The organism is Nesterenkonia maliinae (assembly GCF_051262655.1).
In the GTDB taxonomy this organism is placed as follows: Bacteria; Actinomycetota; Actinomycetes; order Actinomycetales; family Micrococcaceae; genus Nesterenkonia.
This window is the reverse complement of sequence record NZ_JBIMEY010000008.1, coordinates 95,122-111,817: the sequence shown is the minus strand read 5'-3', so window position 1 is coordinate 111,817 and position 16,696 is coordinate 95,122. Positions and strand designations below refer to the sequence as shown.

Sequence of the window (16,696 nt, the reverse complement as noted above, 5' to 3'; positions counted from 1 at the left end):
TGGTTCTGCTGCGTCGGTCTGCCGCGTCAGCGGCCAGGCTGCAGCGCCGCGACCTCGGGGGTGTGCAGCCGCTCCATGACCGCATCGGCGTGGCTCGGTGGCTGCTGGGGCCCGAACCGGCTCACCAGCACGGTCACCGCGAACGCCAGCGGGACGCACCACAGCGCCGGGGAGACCAGCAGCTGCATGGGGCCGTCCTGGACCGGGCCCTCCCCCAGGGTCAGGCCCAGCATCTGCGCGCCCAGCGAGCTCGCCGCGCCCACCGCCATGCCCCAGAACGCGCCCTGGGCGGTGAGTCCGCGCCACCACACTCCGAGCAGCATCACCGGGGCCAGCGCGGAGGCGGTGAAGGTGAAGACCATCGCCACCGCTCCGGCGAGCGCCAGCTCGGAGGTCGCAGATCCCACCACCAGCGGGACCGCGATCGCCAGCAGCGCGCCGAGCCGGAACCCGCGCACCGTGCCTGAGAAGAACTCCTGGGAGAGCACCCCGGAGACCGAGACCACGAGGCCGGAGGTGGTGGAGAGGAATGCCGCAAAGGCTCCCCCGGCGATCAGCGCGGTGAGCACATCGCTGGCCAGACCGTCGAAGACCGCGGCGGGCAGCCGCAGAATCGCGGTGTCATGGCTGAGTCCACCGGTGCCTGCCAGCTCGCCGGCCGCCGTCGTCGTGCCCCAGACCATCCTCGCGATGACCCCGAGCACCACCGGCAGCAGGTAGAACAGCATGAGCAGGCCCAGCAGGAAGGTGATCGTGCGGCGGGCGGCGACGCCGTCGGGGTTGGTGTAGAAGCGGACCAGCACGTGAGGCAGCCCGAGGGTGCCCATCATGAGCGCCACGAGCACCGAGAGGCTGCGGGAGAACTCGCCCCACGGGTCCCCGGAGCCGCCCAGCGCGGCCAGGCCCGCGGACCAGGCCCCGGTGAACTCGGGCAGCTCCAGCCGCTCCCAGAACCCGACCTGGAGCAGGATGAACACCGTGGGGACCAGCAGCGCGGTGAGCTTGATCCAGTATTGGACCGCCTGGGCGAGGGTCACCGAACGCATCCCGCCGGTGAGCACCACGAAGAGCACCACGAGGGCGACCAGCAGCGGCCCCACCCAGCCCGGCGCGCCCCCGGTGGCGGAGAGCGCGATCGAGGCGCCGTGCAGCTGCGGGACGATGTAGAGCCAGCCCGCGGCGACCACCACGATCACGGTCATGCGGCGCATCATCGCGGAGCGGAAGCGCAGCACCACGAAGTCCGGGATCGTGTAGGCCCCGGAGCGGCGCAGCGGGGCGGCCATGAAGAGCAGCACGATCAGGAAGCCAGCCGTGTAGCCGACGGGGAACCACAGCCCGTAGGTCCCGTGGGCGAGGATCAGGCCTGCGACGCCCAGAAAGCTGGCGGCGGAGAGAAACTCCCCGGCGATGGCGGAGGCGTTCATCCACGGCGCAACGCGCCGCGAGGCCACGAAGAAGTCCCCGGTGCTGCGCGAGAAGCCCGGGCTGCCCAGCAACAGGGTCACCGCACACACCAGGGCGACGGCGGCCAGGACGGTGATCTGCTCGCCGGTCATCGTGGGGCCTTCGGGGCGGGGCCGTGCAGGTCGAGTCCGAGGACCTCGGCCCAGAGCCGTTCATTGGCCTCCGCGCGACGGCGGAAGTACCAGGCCAGGCCCAGCAGCAGGGGAAAGAACCCGACGCCAGGGACGGCCCAGGACAGCGGCACGCCCCAGAGCGTGCGCGCGCCGAGCCCGGTGCTGACCAGCAACAGGCTGGTGACCACCACTGCGGTGAAGAATCCGACGCCGAGGATCAGCGCGAGCCGCAGCTGGGCGCGGATCAGGCTGCGGACCGCCTGGGTCCGCTGATCGGAGTCGGCTCCGGCGGTCCGGGCGTGATCGGCGGCCTGTCCCCGGGTCAGCAGCGCCTCGGCGACCGTGGGGACCGCCTGCGGACCGCGCACCGCGGTCCTCGGCGCGGACGTCAGCTCCGGGGCTGCCCCGGCCGCTCCGGCCGCTCCTCGGCCGGTCAGCGCAGCGGGATCCGCGCTGGGATCCGCCGCGGAGTCAGCTGCTGGGTCAGCGGCGGGACCTGCGTCTGGGTCGGAGGCTTGACCTCCGTCCCGGCCTGCGGCAGGACCTGCGTCTGGGTCGCGCATCAGCGGCCCGCCTCCAGGCGTTCGCGCACCTGGGGCATCAGCCGTCGGCTGACCTCGAGCTCGGCGCCGGGGACCTCGATGAGCATGCGGCCCTGCCGTCGGGTCACCCGCTGCACGTGGATGACGTTGACCAGGGAAGACCGGTGGGTGCGGATGAATCCGTGCTCCTGCCAGGCCTCGGCGAGCTCGGCGAGCGGGGTGCGTAGCAGGTAGGTCCCGGCCTGCGTGTGGAGCCGGGCGTAGTCCCCGTGCGCCTGGACCCAGCGGATGTCGTGGAGATTCACCAGCACCGTGGAGTCGCCCTGAAGCACCGAGACCCGGACCGGTTCGGGTCGATCCTGGGCTGCGGCTTCATGCGCGGCACCCGCTCGACGCAGCGCCTCGGCCAGCCGTTCGGCGCGCACCGGCTTGAGCAGATAGTCCCGGGCTTCGAGCTCGAAGGCCTCCACCGCCGGATGAGCATCGGCGGTCACGAAGATCACCTGTGGCCCGGACTCGGCCTGAGGTTCCGCAGCCGGGAGGTCCCGGAGTCGGCGTGCCAGCGCGAGACCGCTCATCCCAGGCATATGGATATCGAGCAGCACCACATCGATGCGTCGCTGCTTGAGCGCCTGTTCGGCGCTGCGCGCGTCGGATGCGGTGAAGACCTCACCGGCCTGGGGCTCGGAGGCCAGCAGCCACTTCATCTGGGACAGCGCCAGCGGCTCGTCGTCGACCACCAGGATGGTCAGACCCTGCGGATTCACGATCGCTTCCATCAAGATCCCTCCTGGTGCTGGGACGGCTGGTCGGGCTGGGGAGGCTGGTCGGGCTGGAAGGGCTGGCGAGATGACTGGTCGGGCTGGAAGGGATCTGGTTGGAACGGATCAGGCTGGAACTTCGGGACCCGCATCGAGACCTTCATCCCGGCCCCCGGAGCGGTCTCGACCACGAGCCCGGCGGCGGCGCCGTAGGCCTGGCGCAGACGCAGATCGACGTTGCGCACGCCGATGTGGGCGTTGCCGGCGTCCCCGTGCAGCACCTGGTGCATCACCTGCGGATCCGCACCCTGACCGTCGTCTTCGACGCTGATCTCGGCGTGGGTGGCGGTATCGGCGGCGCGCAGCCAGACCGTGCCGGAGCCGGTGTCGGAGTCCATGCCGTGGCGCACCGCATTCTCCACCAGGGGCTGGACGGCGAGGAACGGGATCCGCACGCCGAGCACCTCCGGGGCGATCTGCAGCTTCACCTGGATCCGATCCCCGAAGCGCGCCTTCTCCAGCAGCACATAGCTCTCGACGGCGGCGAGCTCCTCGCGCAGCGTGGTGAACTCCCCCTCGGCGCGCAGGCTGTACCGGGTGAAGTCGGCGAAGTCGAGCACCAGTTCCCGCGCCCGGACCGGGTCGGTGGGGATCGTGGCGGCGATGGCGTTGAGGCTGTTGTAGATGAAGTGCGGGGAGATCTGAGCGCGCAGCGAACGCAGCTCGGCCTCCACCAGCTGTCGCCGCAGCTCCTCCTCGACAGGGGCCTGGCTCAGCTGCGCCCGGACCTCGGGGCTGATCACCGCCTCCCGAGCGGCGGAGGGCCCGGCGTCGTCGTCGTGGGTGCGGTAGAGCAGGACGGCAGCCAGCACCACCCCGACCACCAGGGCCAGGGCGAGCACCAGGGGGCCGAGCTCTGCCAGGAAATCCATCGTGCTCATCCTATGAGGGCAGGGTCCGATCTGTTGCACAGCTCACCCTCCGCGGCTCAGTCGCCCAGGGATGACCACTCATCGCTAATCCAGTGCCGCTCATCGCACAAACCCGCCCAGACGGGGATCGTGACCCGGATCACACTGCACCCTGGAGGTACACGACCATGACCGAAGCGCGCTTCTGCGTGCCGACCTACTTCGAAGGAGCCGCAATGACACAAGTCAATGCCCCCAACGCGGGGCCCGTTGACTACCAGGAGGTCCAGGTGCGCGAAGATTTCCAGGAGCTTCGCAAGACGCACCGCAGCTTCGTGTTCCCGATGACCGCGTTCTTCCTCATCTGGTACATCGCCTTCGTGATCGCCGCCGCATTCTTCCCTGATTTCATGGCCATTCCGGTCTGGGGCAACATCAACCTCGGCCTCGTGCTGGGACTCGCGCAGTTCGTCACCACATTCGTGATCACCGGGCTCTATGTCTGGTTCAGCAACTCGAAGATGGACCCGAAATCCACGGCCATCCGACTCGAGCTCGAAGCCCGCGGCGCGGGCCTTCCTGAGGAGGACAAGCACTGATGAACTCCCTGTTCAACGCATCCAGCATCGATGCAGGCCTGGCGCCTCTGGCGACCGCGGCTGCCGAGGCGGGCTCCGACGTCGGCAGCCCGCTGGCGAACATCGCCATCTTCCTGGTCTTCGTGGGCGTCACCCTGTTCTTCGTGATCCGCGCGTCGAAGAACACCAGCACCGCGGCTGACTACTACGCAGGCGGCCGCTCCTTCTCCGGGACACAGAACGGCACCGCGATCGCCGGCGACTACCTCTCCGCGGCGTCCTTCCTCGGCATCGTCGGCGCCATCGCGATCTACGGCTACGACGGGTTCCTCTACTCCATCGGCTTCCTGGTCGCGTGGCTGATCGCCCTGCTGCTGGTCGCTGAGCTGATGCGCAACACCGGCAAGTTCACCATGGCCGACGTGCTCAGCTTCCGCCTGCGTCAGCAGCCGGTCCGCATCGCCGCCGCCATCTCCACCCTTGCGGTCTGCCTGTTCTACCTGCTCGCACAGATGGCCGGCGCCGGCGCGCTGGTCGCGCTGCTGCTGGGCATCGACAGCGGGATCGGCCAGTCGCTGATCATCGCCGTCGTCGGCTCGCTGATGATCTTCTACGTCTTTATCGGCGGCATGAAGGGCACCACCTGGGTCCAGATCATCAAGGCCACCCTGCTGATCGCCGGCTCCGCCGTCATGACCATCTGGGTCCTGGCGCTCTACGGCTTCAACTTCTCCGAGCTGCTCGGCGCAGCCGTGGACAACACCGGCGAGGAGGCTCTCCTCGAGCCGGGTCTGCAGTACGGTGCCGACCTGTTCACCAAGCTGGACTTCATGTCCCTGGGCATCGCGCTCGTGCTGGGCACCGCCGCCCTGCCGCACGTGCTGATCCGCTTCTACACGGTTCCCACCGCCAAGGACGCCCGCAAGTCCGTCGTGGTGGCGATCGCCCTGATCGGTGCTTTCTACCTCTTCACCCTGGTGCTGGGCTACGGCGCAGCAGCCCTGCTGGACACCGAGACGATCCTGGCAGCACCCGGCGGGCAGAACTCCGCGGCACCGCTGCTGGCCTACGAGCTCGGCGGCACATTCCTGCTGGGCTTCATCGCCGCCGTCGCCTTCGCCACCATCCTCGCGGTGGTCGCCGGGCTGACGATCACGGCATCGGCCTCCTTCGCCCACGACGTCTACGCCCAGGTCATCAAGAAGGGCAAGATCGACTCCGCCGGCGAGGTCAAGGCTGCCAAGATGACCGTGATCGTGGTCGGCATCCTCGCGATCCTCGGCGGCATCGGCGCGCAGGGGCAGAACGTCGCCTTCCTGGTGGCGCTGGCCTTCGCGGTCGCCGCCTCGGCGAACCTGCCGACGATCCTGTACTCGCTGTTCTGGAAGCGCTTCACCACCCGTGGCGCGCTGTGGTCCATGTACGGCGGACTCGGCTCGGCGCTGCTGCTGATCGCCTTCTCCCCCGTGGTCTGGGGCCGCGACACCTCGTTCTTCCCGGAGATCGATCTGGCGCTGTACCCGCTGACCAACCCCGGTCTGGTCTCGATCCCGCTGGCCTTCCTTCTGGGCTGGATCGGCTCGCTGACCTCGAAGGTCTCCGAGGATCCTGCCAAGCAGGCCGAGATGGAGATCCGGTCGCTGACCGGCGTGGGTGCCGAGAAGGCCGCCGAGCACTAGGCCTTCGCCCCACCCCCATGCGTTGAGGGGCGGATTCTACGAGTACTTGAGGCCGAGATCGGCTTCAGATGCTCGTAGAAACCGCCCCTCAACTGTGTGTGGTGAGTTTTTCGGGACGCCCGCCTCGCTGAACCAGCGCGCGATGGATGCGCAGGATCGCCCCACGCCCCTCATCCCGCATATGATCCGCGGTGATCCGCACCTCGACCCAGCCCAGCTGTTCGGTGATCTCGCTCCGGCGCACGTCCTTGCGCACGCTGAGCGGTGTGGAGTGAAACTCCTCCCTCTCATACTGGATCGAGACGCGGAACTCCGGGAGGGCCAGATCAGGCTCAAACCACGGGAACCCGCTGGGATGCCGGATCACCGGGTTCACCACCAGACCGGGCAGCTCCGCGAGGTGCATGAAATACCGCAGCCGCGACTCCTGCGGTGAATCGACACCCACCCGTATCAGCTCGACTGCCTGCCGGACGTGCCGAATGCCCTTGGTCCGACCGCGCACACACACGGCCTCTCGCAGCTCGGCTATGCTGGCCAGCTGCTGACCCGTCTCGCCATACTCCCGGCGCGGATGACGCACCGCCTGGTCCCCCGGGATCACCGCCCGCTCCACCTCGCCACCCGCCGCTCCGCTCGGCGGGCCACGGAGCGCGAGGTCCAACCAGGTCCAGGCCGGTGTGGTGACCCGGATGCCGTCCACGTCGACGATGAACCGCTCGGGGACCGTGATCCGGTGCCCGACCACGAGTTCGGGCCGCTGCACCCGAGGACCACCTGCAGGACTGCTGATGTGGAACGACGGGGCGATCTCCCCGGGGATCAAACTCCAGAGCTGAGCTGCCGTCTCGAAGCTGGCCACCCGAGGGGTGGCCTCGGTGAGCCCCTGGAGCAGCGCTCGGACCGGTTCGACCTCAGGTTCGTGCGGCAGTCCCACGCCGGAGTAGACGCCGTGAGTGAGTTGGCGCAGAAGGTCGTTCGCCCGGGAATGGTCAAGATCGCGTCGCGTCATCCCCTCGGCCTGGAGCCGCGCCCGTCGTCGTCCTTCTGCAGGCACGAACCAGGCAGGGCGCCGGCGGCCGTCTTGGAATGTGCTCAGTGACTCCACACAAGCCAGTCCACACCGGATGGCTCAGCGTACGAAGACCCGGAGCTCGACTGTGGACCCGCAGCAGATGGACCGGCCCTGGGGAAAACCCGGGGCCCCTGGGCCAACGACGCGTTGACGGGCGGATTCGGCGGGCATCTGAGGCCGAAAACCGCATGAAATACCCGCAGAATCCGCCCCTCAACGAAAGAGGTGAGGCTCAGTCAGCCGACGGAGGCCATGATCTCTGTCATCTTGTCCAGGAACGCGTCCACCTGGGCCTCGTCGTAGCCGTTGTGGCCGTGGGCGCCGCTGAAGGTGATGGTGCGGACCTCGTCCACGCTCATCGGGTTCTCTCCGTCGAGGTACTGCTCGAGCTGCCGGCAGAGCTCGTCGACCTGTTCCTTGCGGTAGCCGTTGGTAGCTGAGTGTGCAGGCTCGCGGAAACGCTTGCCGTCGGGGCGCGAGAGGCGGCCGCGCAGCGGCTCGGCACGCTCGGCGAGCATCTCGTACCAGGCGTCCTCGCCATGAGCCTCGATGTACTTGTCCCGCGCTGCGCCGGCGAAGGCGTCCTCAAGCCGGTCCAGCGCACCGTCGACCTCGGCCGGGTCGTAGCCGCCTCCGGTCATGGTGAAGCTGACGTCACGGATCTCCGACAAGGCCATGCCGTCGCCGGAGTCATAGGCCGCGCGGGCCCGTCCCATGAACTCATCAACCTCATCGCGGTTGTACCCCTGCTCCTGGTCGTTCAGGAGCGTGAACAGTGCCGTCTCGTTCGCCATGGTCACAATCCTAGTGGCACGCCGCCGGCATCGACGTTAAGCGCCACGACGACGAAGAACGCGGTGGGCATCGCGAAGACCAGCGAATCCAGCCGGTCCATGACTCCGCCGTGACCTGGGAGGAGTCGGGACATGTCCTTGATGCCGAGTTCGCGTTTGACCATCGACTCGGAGAAGTCGCCCGCGGTGGAGGCGATCACCACGGCGACGGCGAGCAGTGCGCCCACATAGAGCGGTTCGTCGAAGATCAGCCAGGAGGTCAGCACGCCCACGCCGGTGGCGCCGAGCAGCGACCCGCCAAAGCCCTCCCAGGACTTCTTCGGGCTGATCTTTGGGGCCATCGGGTGCTTGCCGAGGAACACCCCGAAGAGGTAGCCGAAGGTGTCGTTGGAGACCACGAGCAGCACGACGACGACGAGGCGCCAGTCACCCTGGTCTAGGTTGAGCAGCAGCACCGCGAAGGACATCATGAACGGCACCCAGCAGGCCACGAAGATCGAGGACAGGATGGACCGTCCGGGGTCCCGGACCTTCCAGAGCGCTGCCGCGACGACGATGGCCAGCGCGGTGGCCATCAGTGCCAGCGTGAGCGCTTCCACCCCGCCGAAGTAGGCGGCGGTGGGCATGGCGACGGCGCCGAGGAACAGCGGAATCTTCGGGAGCCGCAGCTGGTGCCCGGTGGGGGCCACGCGCGTCTCGAGCGCGCGAGCCACCTCCCAGACACCCATCGACAGCAGGATCGTCCAGACGAAGATCAGCATCAGCTCGAAGAAGAAGATCCCGAGCAGTGCGGGGACCAGCAGGACGATGCCGGTGATGATGGCTGCGGGCAGATTCCTCCCAGCTTTGCCCGACATCAGACCTCGAGCAGCTCAGCTTCCTTGCGCTTGCTCATCTCGTCGATCTTCTCGACATAGGACTTGGTGAGGCTCTCGAGCTCCTTGGTGCCCCGCTCGCCGTCGTCCTTGCCGACGTCGCCGTCCTTGATGGCCTTCTCGATGATGTCCTTGGACTTGCGCCGGGTGTTGCGCACCGAGACCTTGTGGTCCTCGCCCTTGGACTTGATCAGCTTCACGTATTCTTTGCGGCGCTCCTCGGTGAGGTCCGGGACCGTGATCCGGATCTGCTTGCCGTCATTGGAGGGGTTGGCACCGATCTCGGAGTCTGAGAGCGCCCGCTCGATGTCGCGCATCGCGGAGATGTCGAAGGGGGTGATCAGGATGGTCTTGGCGTCCGGGGTGGAGAAGGAGGCCAGCTGCTGCAGCGGGGTGGCGGAGCCGTAGTAGTCGACCAGCACCCGCGAGTACATCGCCGGGTTGGCGCGGCCGGTGCGCACGGTGCTGAAGTCTACCGAGGTGGCCTCGATGGCTCGCTCGAACTGCTCCTTGGCGTCTGCCAGGGTCTCATCAATCACGGGGGTCTCCTTATGGGATGACGTTGAGGATGGAATAGAGGTTCAGTCTAGTGGGGGCCACCAGGTCAGGGGGTGACCAGCGTGCCGATCTCTTCGCCGAGCAGGGCACGGGTCACGTTGCCCTCCCCTTCCATGCCGAACACGCGCATGTTGAGGTCGTTGTCGTTGCACATGGTCATGGCGGTCTGGTCCATCACCCGGATGTTCTTGCGCAGCGCGTCGCCGTAGGTCAGGTGGTCGAGCTTCTGCGCGTCAGGGGTGGTCTTCGGGTCGGCGGTGTAGACCCCGTCCACCCCGGATTTGGCCATCAGCACCATGTCGGAGCGGGTCTCGAGGGCGCGCTGGGCGCAGACGGTGTCGGTGGAGAAGTAGGGCATGCCGGCGCCGGCGCCGAAGACGACGACCCGGTCCTTCTCCATGTGCCGCACGGCGCGCAGCGGGATGTAGGACTCGGCGACCTGGCCCATGGTGATGGCGGTCTGCACGCGGGTGGGCTGGCCGGCCTGCTCAAGGAAGTCCTGCAGCGCGAGTGCGTTCATCACGGTGCCCAGCATGCCGATGTAGTCGGCGCGGGCCCGGTCCATGCCGGCCCGGGAGAGTTCGGCGCCGCGGAAGAAGTTGCCGCCGCCGACGACGACCGAGACCTCCACCTGGCCCTTGACTGCCGCGATCTGCTCAGCGATCCCGCGGACCGTGGCCGGATCGACTCCCACTGCGCCTCCGCCGAAGACCTCTCCGGAGAGCTTCAGGAGGACTCGGCGGCGGTGTGTCGGTGTCTCTGCGGTCATGGGTGTCCTCCAGGGGATCGTGGGGCGGTGTGGTCGGGTCGAGTCGGCTGCTGCGACGCCGCTGCCAACTCGTCAGGTCGGGTGTGGGCACAGAAAAGGGGGCGACCACCTCATGTGAAGTGGTCACCCCCTTGACGTCTGAATTGATGAGCTGCGACCAGTCTAGTGGTCAGCGGCGCATCGCTTCAGCGGCGTTGAGTCTCAGGCTCCGACGCGGAAGCGAGCCAGACCCTTGGCGGACGTGCCGGCGGACTCGAGGACCTGGGTGACGGTCTTCTTGGGGTCCTTGGCGAACGGCTGGTCGACCAGCACGTTGTCCTTGAAGTACGCGTTGGTGCGTCCTTCGATGATCTTGGTCATCGCCTGCTCGGGCTTGTTCTCGGCCCGGGCGGTCTCCTCCGCGATGCGGCGCTCGTCTGCCACGGTCTCGGCGGGGACCTCGTCGCGGGTGAGGAACTGCGGGGACAGCGCGGCGGCGTGCACCGCGATGTCGTGAGCAGCCTCTTTGGCCTGGTCCGAGTCAGCGTCGACGGCGAAGAGCACGCCGACCTGTGCCGGGAGGTCCTTGGAGGTCTTGTGCAGGTAGGCGTCCACGAAGGCGCCCTCTACCGTGGCAAGACGACGCACGACGACCTTCTCACCGAGGATCGCACCCTCTTCGGTGACGAAGTCGACGAGCTTCTTGCCCTCGACGTCAGCCTCCAGGAGTGCTTCCACGGTGCTCACGTCGTGGGCGACGGCGGTCTCGAGGACCTTGTCTGCCAGTGCGACGAACTTCGCGGACTTGGCCACGAAGTCGGTCTCGGCGTTGACCTCGACCAGGAAGCCCTTGGTGCCGTTGACGACCTTGGCGGTGACCAGGCCCTCAGCGGCGGAGCGCCCTTCGCGCTTGGCGGCACCCTTGAGTCCGCGGATACGGATGGCCTCGAGGGCCTTCTCGGTATCGCCGTCGGTCTCGTCGAGAGCCTTCTTCACGTCCATCATGCCGGCGCCGGTGCGCTCACGCAGGGCCTTGATGTCTGCAGCGGTGTAGTTCGCCATAGAAAAGCAGTTCCTCTCTTTACTTGGCTTCTTCAGCCGAAGCTTCGGTGGACTCGGTGGACTCAGCAGCGGGTGCCTCGGCGGCCGGCTCGGACTGCTCAGCCTTGGCGGGCTCGGCGGCCTCGCCTGACTGCTCGGTCTTCGCGGAGGACTCGGTGGCGTGCTGCTCGAGGAGCTCGCGCTCCCACTCGGCCATCGGCTCTGCAGCCGTGCCGGAGCCGCCGCCGCGCTTGGACTCGCGAGCCATGAGGCCATCGGCCACGGCGTCGGCGATCACGCGGGTCAGCAGGTCCACGGACCGGATGGCGTCGTCGTTGCCCGGGATCGGGTAGTTGACGTCATCGGGATCGCAGTTGGTGTCGAGGATGGCGATCACGGGGATGCCCAGCTTCTTGGCCTCGTCGACCGCAAGGTGCTCCTTGTTGGTGTCGACGATCCAGACTGCGGACGGGGTCTTGGTGAGGTTGCGGATACCACCGAGGTTGGACTGCAGCTTGGTGAGCTCGCGGCGCATCAGCAGCAGTTCCTTCTTGGTGTGACCGGAGCCTGCGACGTCGTCGAAGTCGATCTCCTCGAGCTCCTTCATGCGCTGGACGCGCTTGGAGACCGTCTGGAAGTTGGTCAGCATTCCGCCGAGCCAACGGTGGTTGACGTAGGGCTGGCCGACGCGGGTCGCCTGCTCGGCGATGGCTTCCTGACCCTGCTTCTTGGTGCCGACGAAGAGGACGGAGCCGCCGTGGGCGACAGTCTGCTTGACGAATTCGTAGGCGTTGTCGATGTAGGACAGCGACTGCTGGAGGTCAACGATGTAGATACCGTTGCGCTCGGTGAAGATGAAGCGCTTCATCTTCGGGTTCCAGCGGCGAGTCTGGTGTCCGAAGTGGACGCCGGAGTCGAGCAGCTGGCGCATGGTGACGACAGGCATGGTATTTCCTTTCAATGCCGGGCTTGGAACATGGAGGACACGCCTCATGCAGCTCCGGCTGGGTTTCTCGGTTGGACAATGACCCGGTTCTCTCGGGCTCCTGGCAGAAGAGGGAGGGGACTCGCGTTCTCCCCGCACGGCTGTTCCACGCTCATGAACAGAATGCGGACCGATGAGAAACGCCCCGATCACTCGGGCAGCTCCTGCGCGTAGTCAGCTGATTCAGGCGCGCCTGGGCACGAAGAAGTCAGCTGCTGGGGTTCAGCTTAGCCTCTCGAGTGCGTTTTCCCCAACCGTCACAGGGATCCTCCGGAGGCCGGGATCCTCCACACGTCGGCGGGTTCGCGAGGACCCAGGTTCGCCGATGATGGAGGCTGGATCCATGGACGCGGGCAGGCGGGGATCAGGACGACTCAGAGCGGCGGCAGTGGGTGTCGCGATGCTCCTCATTCTGGGAGTGCTGACTCCCGCCTCGGCCGGGCCGGCGTCGCTGGAAATCGACGCCGCGGAGCTGGACTCCACGGGGCTCGATTCGCCGTCGCCATCGGCGGCGCGGGTGCTCTGGCAGCCGCCGGTGGCCGCGGAGGAGCTGCGATCGTTCGCCAGACCGCCCTCCCCCTGGGGTTCAGGTCATCGAGGAGTAGACCTGGGACCACTGGGCGACGCTGCGAGCATCCGGGCCCCGACCGACGGGGAGGTCAGCTTCGTCGGCATCGTGGTGGACCGCCCGGTGCTCTCCATCCGCCACGGTGATGGCTACCTCAGCTCCTTCGAACCGGTGGAGAGCCCCCTGAAGTTCGGAGATCGCGTCACTGCCGGGGACCCGGTGGGAACCGTGGCATCAGGAGCGCGACACTGCGCGACCCCCTGCCTCCACTGGGGCGTCCGGCTCTACGGTGAGTACATCAACCCGCTGACACTCACCGGGGACGTCGAACCTTCAGTGCTGCTGCCGCTGGGAGAGGACTGACCGGGGGCTGGCCACACCGTTGTCACTGCCTGCGTGGCACAATATTCTGGCCACAGGACCGACGAGCACTGAAGGAGCAGGCGTGGCCCGGAGTTCTGAGAAGGAGACAGCAACCCGCAGCGAGCGCAACACCGGAGGCAGCAACGGCCGAAGCCGCGGCTCATCGACGAGCGCCGGAGCCTCGATGGACACCAAGAAGCTGCGCAGTCTGGTGCAGCGGCCGGAGTTTCTCACCGATGTGCTGCAGATCCTCAAGACCGTGATCGCGGGCACCGGCGCCTGGTGGGTCTCGACCTCCGTGTTGGAATCTGAGCTGGCGTTCCTGGCACCCTGGACGGCGCTGCTCACCGTCCACGCCACTGTTCACCGCTCGCTCTCTCGAGGCATTCAGACCACCATCGCCTCCAGCCTCGGCGTCGGCCTGTCCTTCGTGATCGGGTACTTCCTCGGCGTCAGCCTGTGGACCTTCGCCCTGGCTCTGCTGGTCGGAGTGATCGCGGCGCGGATCTCCTGGATCCGGGATGAGGGAATCGCGATCGCCACCACCGCAATCTTCGTCCTGGGCAGCGGCTTCGACGATCAGGCAGGGCTTCTGGATGACCGCATCGTCGAAGTCGCCGTGGGAGTGGCGGCGGGGCTGCTGGTCAACCTGCTGATCGTGCCGCCGCTGCGGGACAAGCAGGCCAGCCGCTACGTGGACAGCATCAATGAGCGGATGGGCAGCGTGTTGGTGAGCATCTCCAAGGAGTTCTCCGACTCCTGGGACACCGACCAGGCGGAAGCATGGTTCCAGGAGACCGAATCGATGACCCGGGAGCTGAACTCTGCCTGGACGGTGGTGCGCTTCGCCCGTGAGTCGCGGCGTGCCAACCCTCGCGCCCGGCAGGGGATGCAGAGCCTGAAGACGAGCAGCTGGAACTCCGCGGAGGCAAGCTACGAAGAGATCCTCGAACGTGTCGACGAGGGGATCTCCCACCTGCGGCACCTGGCCCGCACCTTGCGCGAGGCGACCCATGTCGAGGGCAAGTGGAACGAGAGCTTCCGTGAACAGTGGGCACAGATCGTCGGAGACGCAGGCCGGGCGATCGCGGACCCGGATGCGGAGGTCGCACCTCTGCACGATCACTTGAGCTCGCTCTCCAAGGAGATGGCAGAAGACACCGGACTCCCGGGCACGTCTTGGCCGCTCTACGGCTCACTGATCTCCAGCGTGCGGCATATCGTCGTCGTCGTCGACGACGTAGCCTCGGCCCGTCAGGCTCGCGAATCGACCTCCGAGAACCCGACCACCGGCTCCCACTGACCACCGCTGGGCAGCTGAACCGCCGGGCCGCGGGCCACTGGGATGTGATCTGCCCGCCAGACCCAGGATCAGCGACTGGCGGCCCGCCCATGCGCGGCGAGGCGCTCCCCCAGCGCGACCAGCGCGGCAGCCGAGCCCGCCCAGGAGAACTCGAGGCTACGCGCTCGGGCAGCAGACGAGGCGCGGGCAAAGGTGGCAGGATCCTCAAGCCGGCGCACCGCCTGAGCGAAGGCTTCTGGATCCTGACCTGGAACCACCTGGGCGCCGTCTTCCGCGAGCGCCGCTCCCCCGATCTCGGTGAAGATCGGCAGGTCTGAGAGCACGCAGGGCGTGCCGTGCGCCATGGCCTCCACCACCGGCAGACCATAGCCCTCCGCCGCCGACAGCGTGACCAAGGCGCTGCCGCGCCGCAGCAGGGCCCGGTACTCGGCGTCGGAGATCCCGCGATGGAAGACCAGCTGCGCGGGATCAGTCGCCAAGCCGCGCAGCTGCGCCTCGCGGGAGGGTTGGATCGGGCTGCACAGATGCAAGGTGTACTCCGGGAGTCGGTTCAGGCCCCTGATCAGTGCCTCGACGTTCTTGTATCCCATGAAGGAGCCCATATAGATGAGTTCCTTCGTCGGAGCAGCATCTGGCTCGCGGGGCTTCTCGACCACCGGCGGTGCATTGGAGATCAGCTCCACCGGACGGCGGGTCAGCCCATTCGCGCGGATCAGCCCGCGGGTGGTCTCGGAGACCGTGGCGATGGCGTCGGCCTGATTCAGCACCAGCCGTTGGGGCAAGTAGGACAGGTGGTAGGCCCGCCAGCCCAGGCGCACCAGGGGCGGGAGGTCCCGTGGCGGTGTGCGGTGCGCGTAGTAGATGAGGTCGTGCAGGGTGAGGATCAGCGGATAGGTCCGCCCGCGGCCGCCCATGGTCTGCATCGGGGAGAACACCACATCAGGGCGGTGCGGGTTGATCTGGCGGGCGACCCAGGGCTCGCGGGCGGAGGTCGGTGAGGAGATCTGCAGATGCGGCAGGTCCGGGAGCAGTTTCAGCTGCTCGGGATCGCTGATCAGCATGGTGACGTCGGCCTGTTCGGCGGCCGCCTCGACGAGGGAGGAGGTGAATCGGGAGATGCCGTCATGGACCTGGGTCCGGGTGTACCGGCAGTCGAAGAAGAGCTTCAGCACACGCCGATTCTGGCACAGCCGCTGGTGGGCGGGCACTGCGGACACCTCTGGCATGATGAGTGTCATGAGCGAGTCGAGCGTCACCGGCCTCAGCCCGGATGTCCATAACCATGGCCAGTCACCCGAGACGTCTCGCCAGTACTGGACGGAGTCCACCGACACCGGAGCGCTGCGCGAGGTCCCGCTCCCGGCACCCGGACCCGGTGAGCTGCTGATCGAGACCCTGCACAGCGGCATCTCCCGCGGCACCGAGTCCCTGGTCCATCGCGGCGAGGTGCCGGCCAATATCACCGAGATCATGCAGGCTCCCTTCCAGCTCGGCGAGCTGCCGTTCCCCGTCTCCCACGGCTACCTCAACGTCGGAGTGGTCCGGCAGGGCAGCGAGGCGCTGATCGGGAAGACGGTCTTCACCCTGGCCGGTCATCGAGAGCATGTGGTGGTGCCCGAGGCCGCCGCGCATGTGCTGCCCGAGAGCTGTCCTCCGCAGCGGGCCCTGCTCGCCGGGATCGGCGAAGTGGGACTGAACGGACTCTGGGAGGGTCCTGTCATGGTCGGTGATCGGGTCGCCGTCGTCGGCGGGGGTCTGATCGGGCTGACCACCGCGCTGCTGGCCTCCACGATGGCGCTGCAGCGCCTGCAGGTCGTGGAGATCGACGCCGAGCGGCGAGCCTTCATCGAATCCCTGGGCCTGGAGGCCGTCACACCACAGGACGCGAAACTCGACAACGACGTGGTCCTGCACAGCTCTGCCAGCTCCGCCGGGCTCACCACCGCGCTGCGGCTTGCCGGCGACGACGCCGTGGTGGTGGAGCAGTCCTGGTACGGCACCGGAGACCAGCAGATTCCGCTGGGCGCCGACTTCCACGCCCGCCGACTGCGCATCGCCGCGACTCAGGTCGGCCAGGTGCCCGGCCCCCGACGGATGCGGCGCACCCGCGGCCAGCGCCTGGCCACGGCGCTGGCGATGCTCGACTCCCGGTTCGACCCGCTGATCAGCGGACACTCGCCACTGGCCGAGCTGCCTGCCGTGATGCAGGACGTCGCGTCCGGCGCGGCCTGGACCCGGGAACAGATCCTGCACGTGATCGATCACCCGCTGGCGGGGCGACACGCCGCCGGGTGAGCTGCGCCGCCAGAACCCCAAACCCCACCACCCGAGGAGA

Annotated in this window: 17 protein-coding genes; 5 read left to right on the top strand and 12 right to left on the bottom strand. The window is 67.6% G+C overall.

Annotated elements, in window-relative coordinates:
• Positions 1-26: 26 nt before the first annotated feature.
• From ACHAA4_RS13380 to ACHAA4_RS13365, 4 genes are read right to left on the bottom strand one after another with little or no spacing between them, the layout of a single operon-like run.
• On the bottom strand, positions 27-1,559 hold the full coding sequence (locus ACHAA4_RS13380; RefSeq protein WP_435774675.1) for a sodium/solute symporter: 1,533 nt from the start codon (positions 1,557-1,559) through the stop codon (positions 27-29).
• Entirely contained in the window at positions 1,556-2,143 is a 588-nt protein-coding gene (locus tag ACHAA4_RS13375) for a hypothetical protein (RefSeq protein ID WP_435774674.1), read from the bottom strand. Before ACHAA4_RS13375 ends, ACHAA4_RS13380 begins: the two co-directional genes overlap by 4 nt.
• Positions 2,143-2,901: a LytR/AlgR family response regulator transcription factor gene (locus ACHAA4_RS13370; RefSeq protein WP_435774673.1), complete on the bottom strand. Its 759-nt coding sequence runs from the start codon at positions 2,899-2,901 to the stop codon at positions 2,143-2,145. Before ACHAA4_RS13370 ends, ACHAA4_RS13375 begins: the two co-directional genes overlap by 1 nt.
• Positions 2,901-3,815 (bottom strand): sensor histidine kinase, encoded by a 915-nt coding sequence (locus ACHAA4_RS13365; protein WP_435774672.1) that lies wholly within the window; start codon positions 3,813-3,815, stop codon positions 2,901-2,903. The genes ACHAA4_RS13370 and ACHAA4_RS13365 overlap by 1 nt, the downstream gene beginning before the upstream one ends.
• A 215-nt stretch (positions 3,816-4,030) precedes the next feature.
• Here ACHAA4_RS13365 and ACHAA4_RS13360 point away from each other — a divergent pair, with 215 nt between their 5' ends.
• Both ACHAA4_RS13360 and ACHAA4_RS13355 read left to right on the top strand, forming a co-directional pair.
• A complete protein-coding gene (locus ACHAA4_RS13360) occupies positions 4,031-4,393 on the top strand; it encodes a DUF485 domain-containing protein (protein ID WP_435774671.1) in 363 nt (120 codons plus the stop codon).
• Complete coding sequence (locus ACHAA4_RS13355; RefSeq protein ID WP_435774670.1) at positions 4,393-6,051, top strand: monocarboxylic acid transporter; 1,659 nt, start codon at positions 4,393-4,395, stop codon at positions 6,049-6,051. Before ACHAA4_RS13360 ends, ACHAA4_RS13355 begins: the two co-directional genes overlap by 1 nt.
• A gap of 88 nt (positions 6,052-6,139) precedes the next feature.
• On the opposite strand, the gene ACHAA4_RS13350 is transcribed toward ACHAA4_RS13355, so the two are convergent.
• The 7 genes from ACHAA4_RS13350 to rpsB all read right to left on the bottom strand — a co-directional run bounded on the left by ACHAA4_RS13350 (position 6,140) and on the right by rpsB (position 12,088).
• Positions 6,140-7,063: a type IV toxin-antitoxin system AbiEi family antitoxin gene (locus ACHAA4_RS13350; RefSeq protein WP_435774669.1), complete on the bottom strand. Its 924-nt coding sequence runs from the start codon at positions 7,061-7,063 to the stop codon at positions 6,140-6,142.
• 299 nt (positions 7,064-7,362) lie between these two features.
• A complete protein-coding gene (locus tag ACHAA4_RS13345; RefSeq protein WP_435774668.1) occupies positions 7,363-7,920 on the bottom strand; it encodes a DivIVA domain-containing protein in 558 nt (185 codons plus the stop codon).
• Between the two features lie 2 nt (positions 7,921-7,922).
• Complete coding sequence (locus tag ACHAA4_RS13340; RefSeq protein WP_435774667.1) at positions 7,923-8,777, bottom strand: phosphatidate cytidylyltransferase; 855 nt, start codon at positions 8,775-8,777, stop codon at positions 7,923-7,925.
• Positions 8,777-9,334, bottom strand: a complete 558-nt coding sequence (frr, locus tag ACHAA4_RS13335; RefSeq protein ID WP_435774666.1) for a ribosome recycling factor — start codon at positions 9,332-9,334, stop codon at positions 8,777-8,779. Before frr ends, ACHAA4_RS13340 begins: the two co-directional genes overlap by 1 nt.
• Positions 9,335-9,399: 65 nt before the next feature.
• Positions 9,400-10,122: a UMP kinase gene (pyrH, locus tag ACHAA4_RS13330; protein ID WP_435774665.1), complete on the bottom strand. Its 723-nt coding sequence runs from the start codon at positions 10,120-10,122 to the stop codon at positions 9,400-9,402.
• Between the two features lie 201 nt (positions 10,123-10,323).
• Positions 10,324-11,163, bottom strand: a complete 840-nt coding sequence (tsf, locus tag ACHAA4_RS13325) for a translation elongation factor Ts (RefSeq protein WP_435774664.1) — start codon at positions 11,161-11,163, stop codon at positions 10,324-10,326.
• 19 nt (positions 11,164-11,182) lie between these two features.
• Positions 11,183-12,088, bottom strand: coding sequence for a 30S ribosomal protein S2 (rpsB, locus tag ACHAA4_RS13320; RefSeq protein ID WP_435774663.1), 906 nt, complete (start codon positions 12,086-12,088; stop codon positions 11,183-11,185).
• 439 nt (positions 12,089-12,527) lie between these two features.
• On the opposite strand from rpsB, the gene ACHAA4_RS13315 reads away from it, so the two are divergent.
• Both ACHAA4_RS13315 and ACHAA4_RS13310 read left to right on the top strand, forming a co-directional pair.
• A complete protein-coding gene (locus ACHAA4_RS13315) occupies positions 12,528-13,058 on the top strand; it encodes a M23 family metallopeptidase (RefSeq protein WP_435774662.1) in 531 nt (176 codons plus the stop codon).
• A gap of 82 nt (positions 13,059-13,140) precedes the next feature.
• Positions 13,141-14,361: an FUSC family protein gene (locus ACHAA4_RS13310; RefSeq protein WP_435774661.1), complete on the top strand. Its 1,221-nt coding sequence runs from the start codon at positions 13,141-13,143 to the stop codon at positions 14,359-14,361.
• A gap of 68 nt (positions 14,362-14,429) precedes the next feature.
• Here ACHAA4_RS13310 and ACHAA4_RS13305 read toward each other — a convergent pair whose 3' ends face one another.
• Positions 14,430-15,530 (bottom strand): glycosyltransferase, encoded by a 1,101-nt coding sequence (locus ACHAA4_RS13305; protein ID WP_435774694.1) that lies wholly within the window; start codon positions 15,528-15,530, stop codon positions 14,430-14,432.
• A 67-nt stretch (positions 15,531-15,597) separates the two neighbouring features.
• Between ACHAA4_RS13305 and ACHAA4_RS13300 the strand changes: the two genes are divergently transcribed.
• Positions 15,598-16,656, top strand: coding sequence for a zinc-dependent alcohol dehydrogenase (locus tag ACHAA4_RS13300; RefSeq protein WP_435774660.1), 1,059 nt, complete (start codon positions 15,598-15,600; stop codon positions 16,654-16,656).
• Positions 16,657-16,696: the final 40 nt, after the last annotated feature.

What these genes read in the sequence shown, in the direction of transcription:
- ACHAA4_RS13355 (WP_435774670.1), top strand. Translation starts at nt 4,393, where the DNA reads ATGAACTCCCTGTTCAACGCATCCAGCATCGATGCAGGCCTGGCGCCT.
- ACHAA4_RS13360 (WP_435774671.1), top strand. Translation starts at nt 4,031, where the DNA reads ATGACACAAGTCAATGCCCCCAACGCGGGGCCCGTTGACTACCAGGAG.
- ACHAA4_RS13350 (WP_435774669.1), bottom strand. Translation starts at nt 7,063, where the DNA reads ATGACGCGACGCGATCTTGACCATTCCCGGGCGAACGACCTTCTGCGC.
- ACHAA4_RS13345 (WP_435774668.1), bottom strand. Translation starts at nt 7,920, where the DNA reads ATGGCGAACGAGACGGCACTGTTCACGCTCCTGAACGACCAGGAGCAG.
- ACHAA4_RS13380 (WP_435774675.1), bottom strand. Translation starts at nt 1,559, where the DNA reads ATGACCGGCGAGCAGATCACCGTCCTGGCCGCCGTCGCCCTGGTGTGT.
- ACHAA4_RS13375 (WP_435774674.1), bottom strand. Translation starts at nt 2,143, where the DNA reads ATGCGCGACCCAGACGCAGGTCCTGCCGCAGGCCGGGACGGAGGTCAA.
- ACHAA4_RS13370 (WP_435774673.1), bottom strand. Translation starts at nt 2,901, where the DNA reads ATGGAAGCGATCGTGAATCCGCAGGGTCTGACCATCCTGGTGGTCGAC.
- pyrH (WP_435774665.1), bottom strand. Translation starts at nt 10,122, where the DNA reads ATGACCGCAGAGACACCGACACACCGCCGCCGAGTCCTCCTGAAGCTC.
- ACHAA4_RS13300 (WP_435774660.1), top strand. Translation starts at nt 15,598, where the DNA reads ATGAGCGAGTCGAGCGTCACCGGCCTCAGCCCGGATGTCCATAACCAT.
- tsf (WP_435774664.1), bottom strand. Translation starts at nt 11,163, where the DNA reads ATGGCGAACTACACCGCTGCAGACATCAAGGCCCTGCGTGAGCGCACC.
- rpsB (WP_435774663.1), bottom strand. Translation starts at nt 12,088, where the DNA reads ATGCCTGTCGTCACCATGCGCCAGCTGCTCGACTCCGGCGTCCACTTC.
- ACHAA4_RS13315 (WP_435774662.1), top strand. Translation starts at nt 12,528, where the DNA reads ATGCTCCTCATTCTGGGAGTGCTGACTCCCGCCTCGGCCGGGCCGGCG.
- ACHAA4_RS13340 (WP_435774667.1), bottom strand. Translation starts at nt 8,777, where the DNA reads ATGTCGGGCAAAGCTGGGAGGAATCTGCCCGCAGCCATCATCACCGGC.
- ACHAA4_RS13365 (WP_435774672.1), bottom strand. Translation starts at nt 3,815, where the DNA reads ATGGATTTCCTGGCAGAGCTCGGCCCCCTGGTGCTCGCCCTGGCCCTG.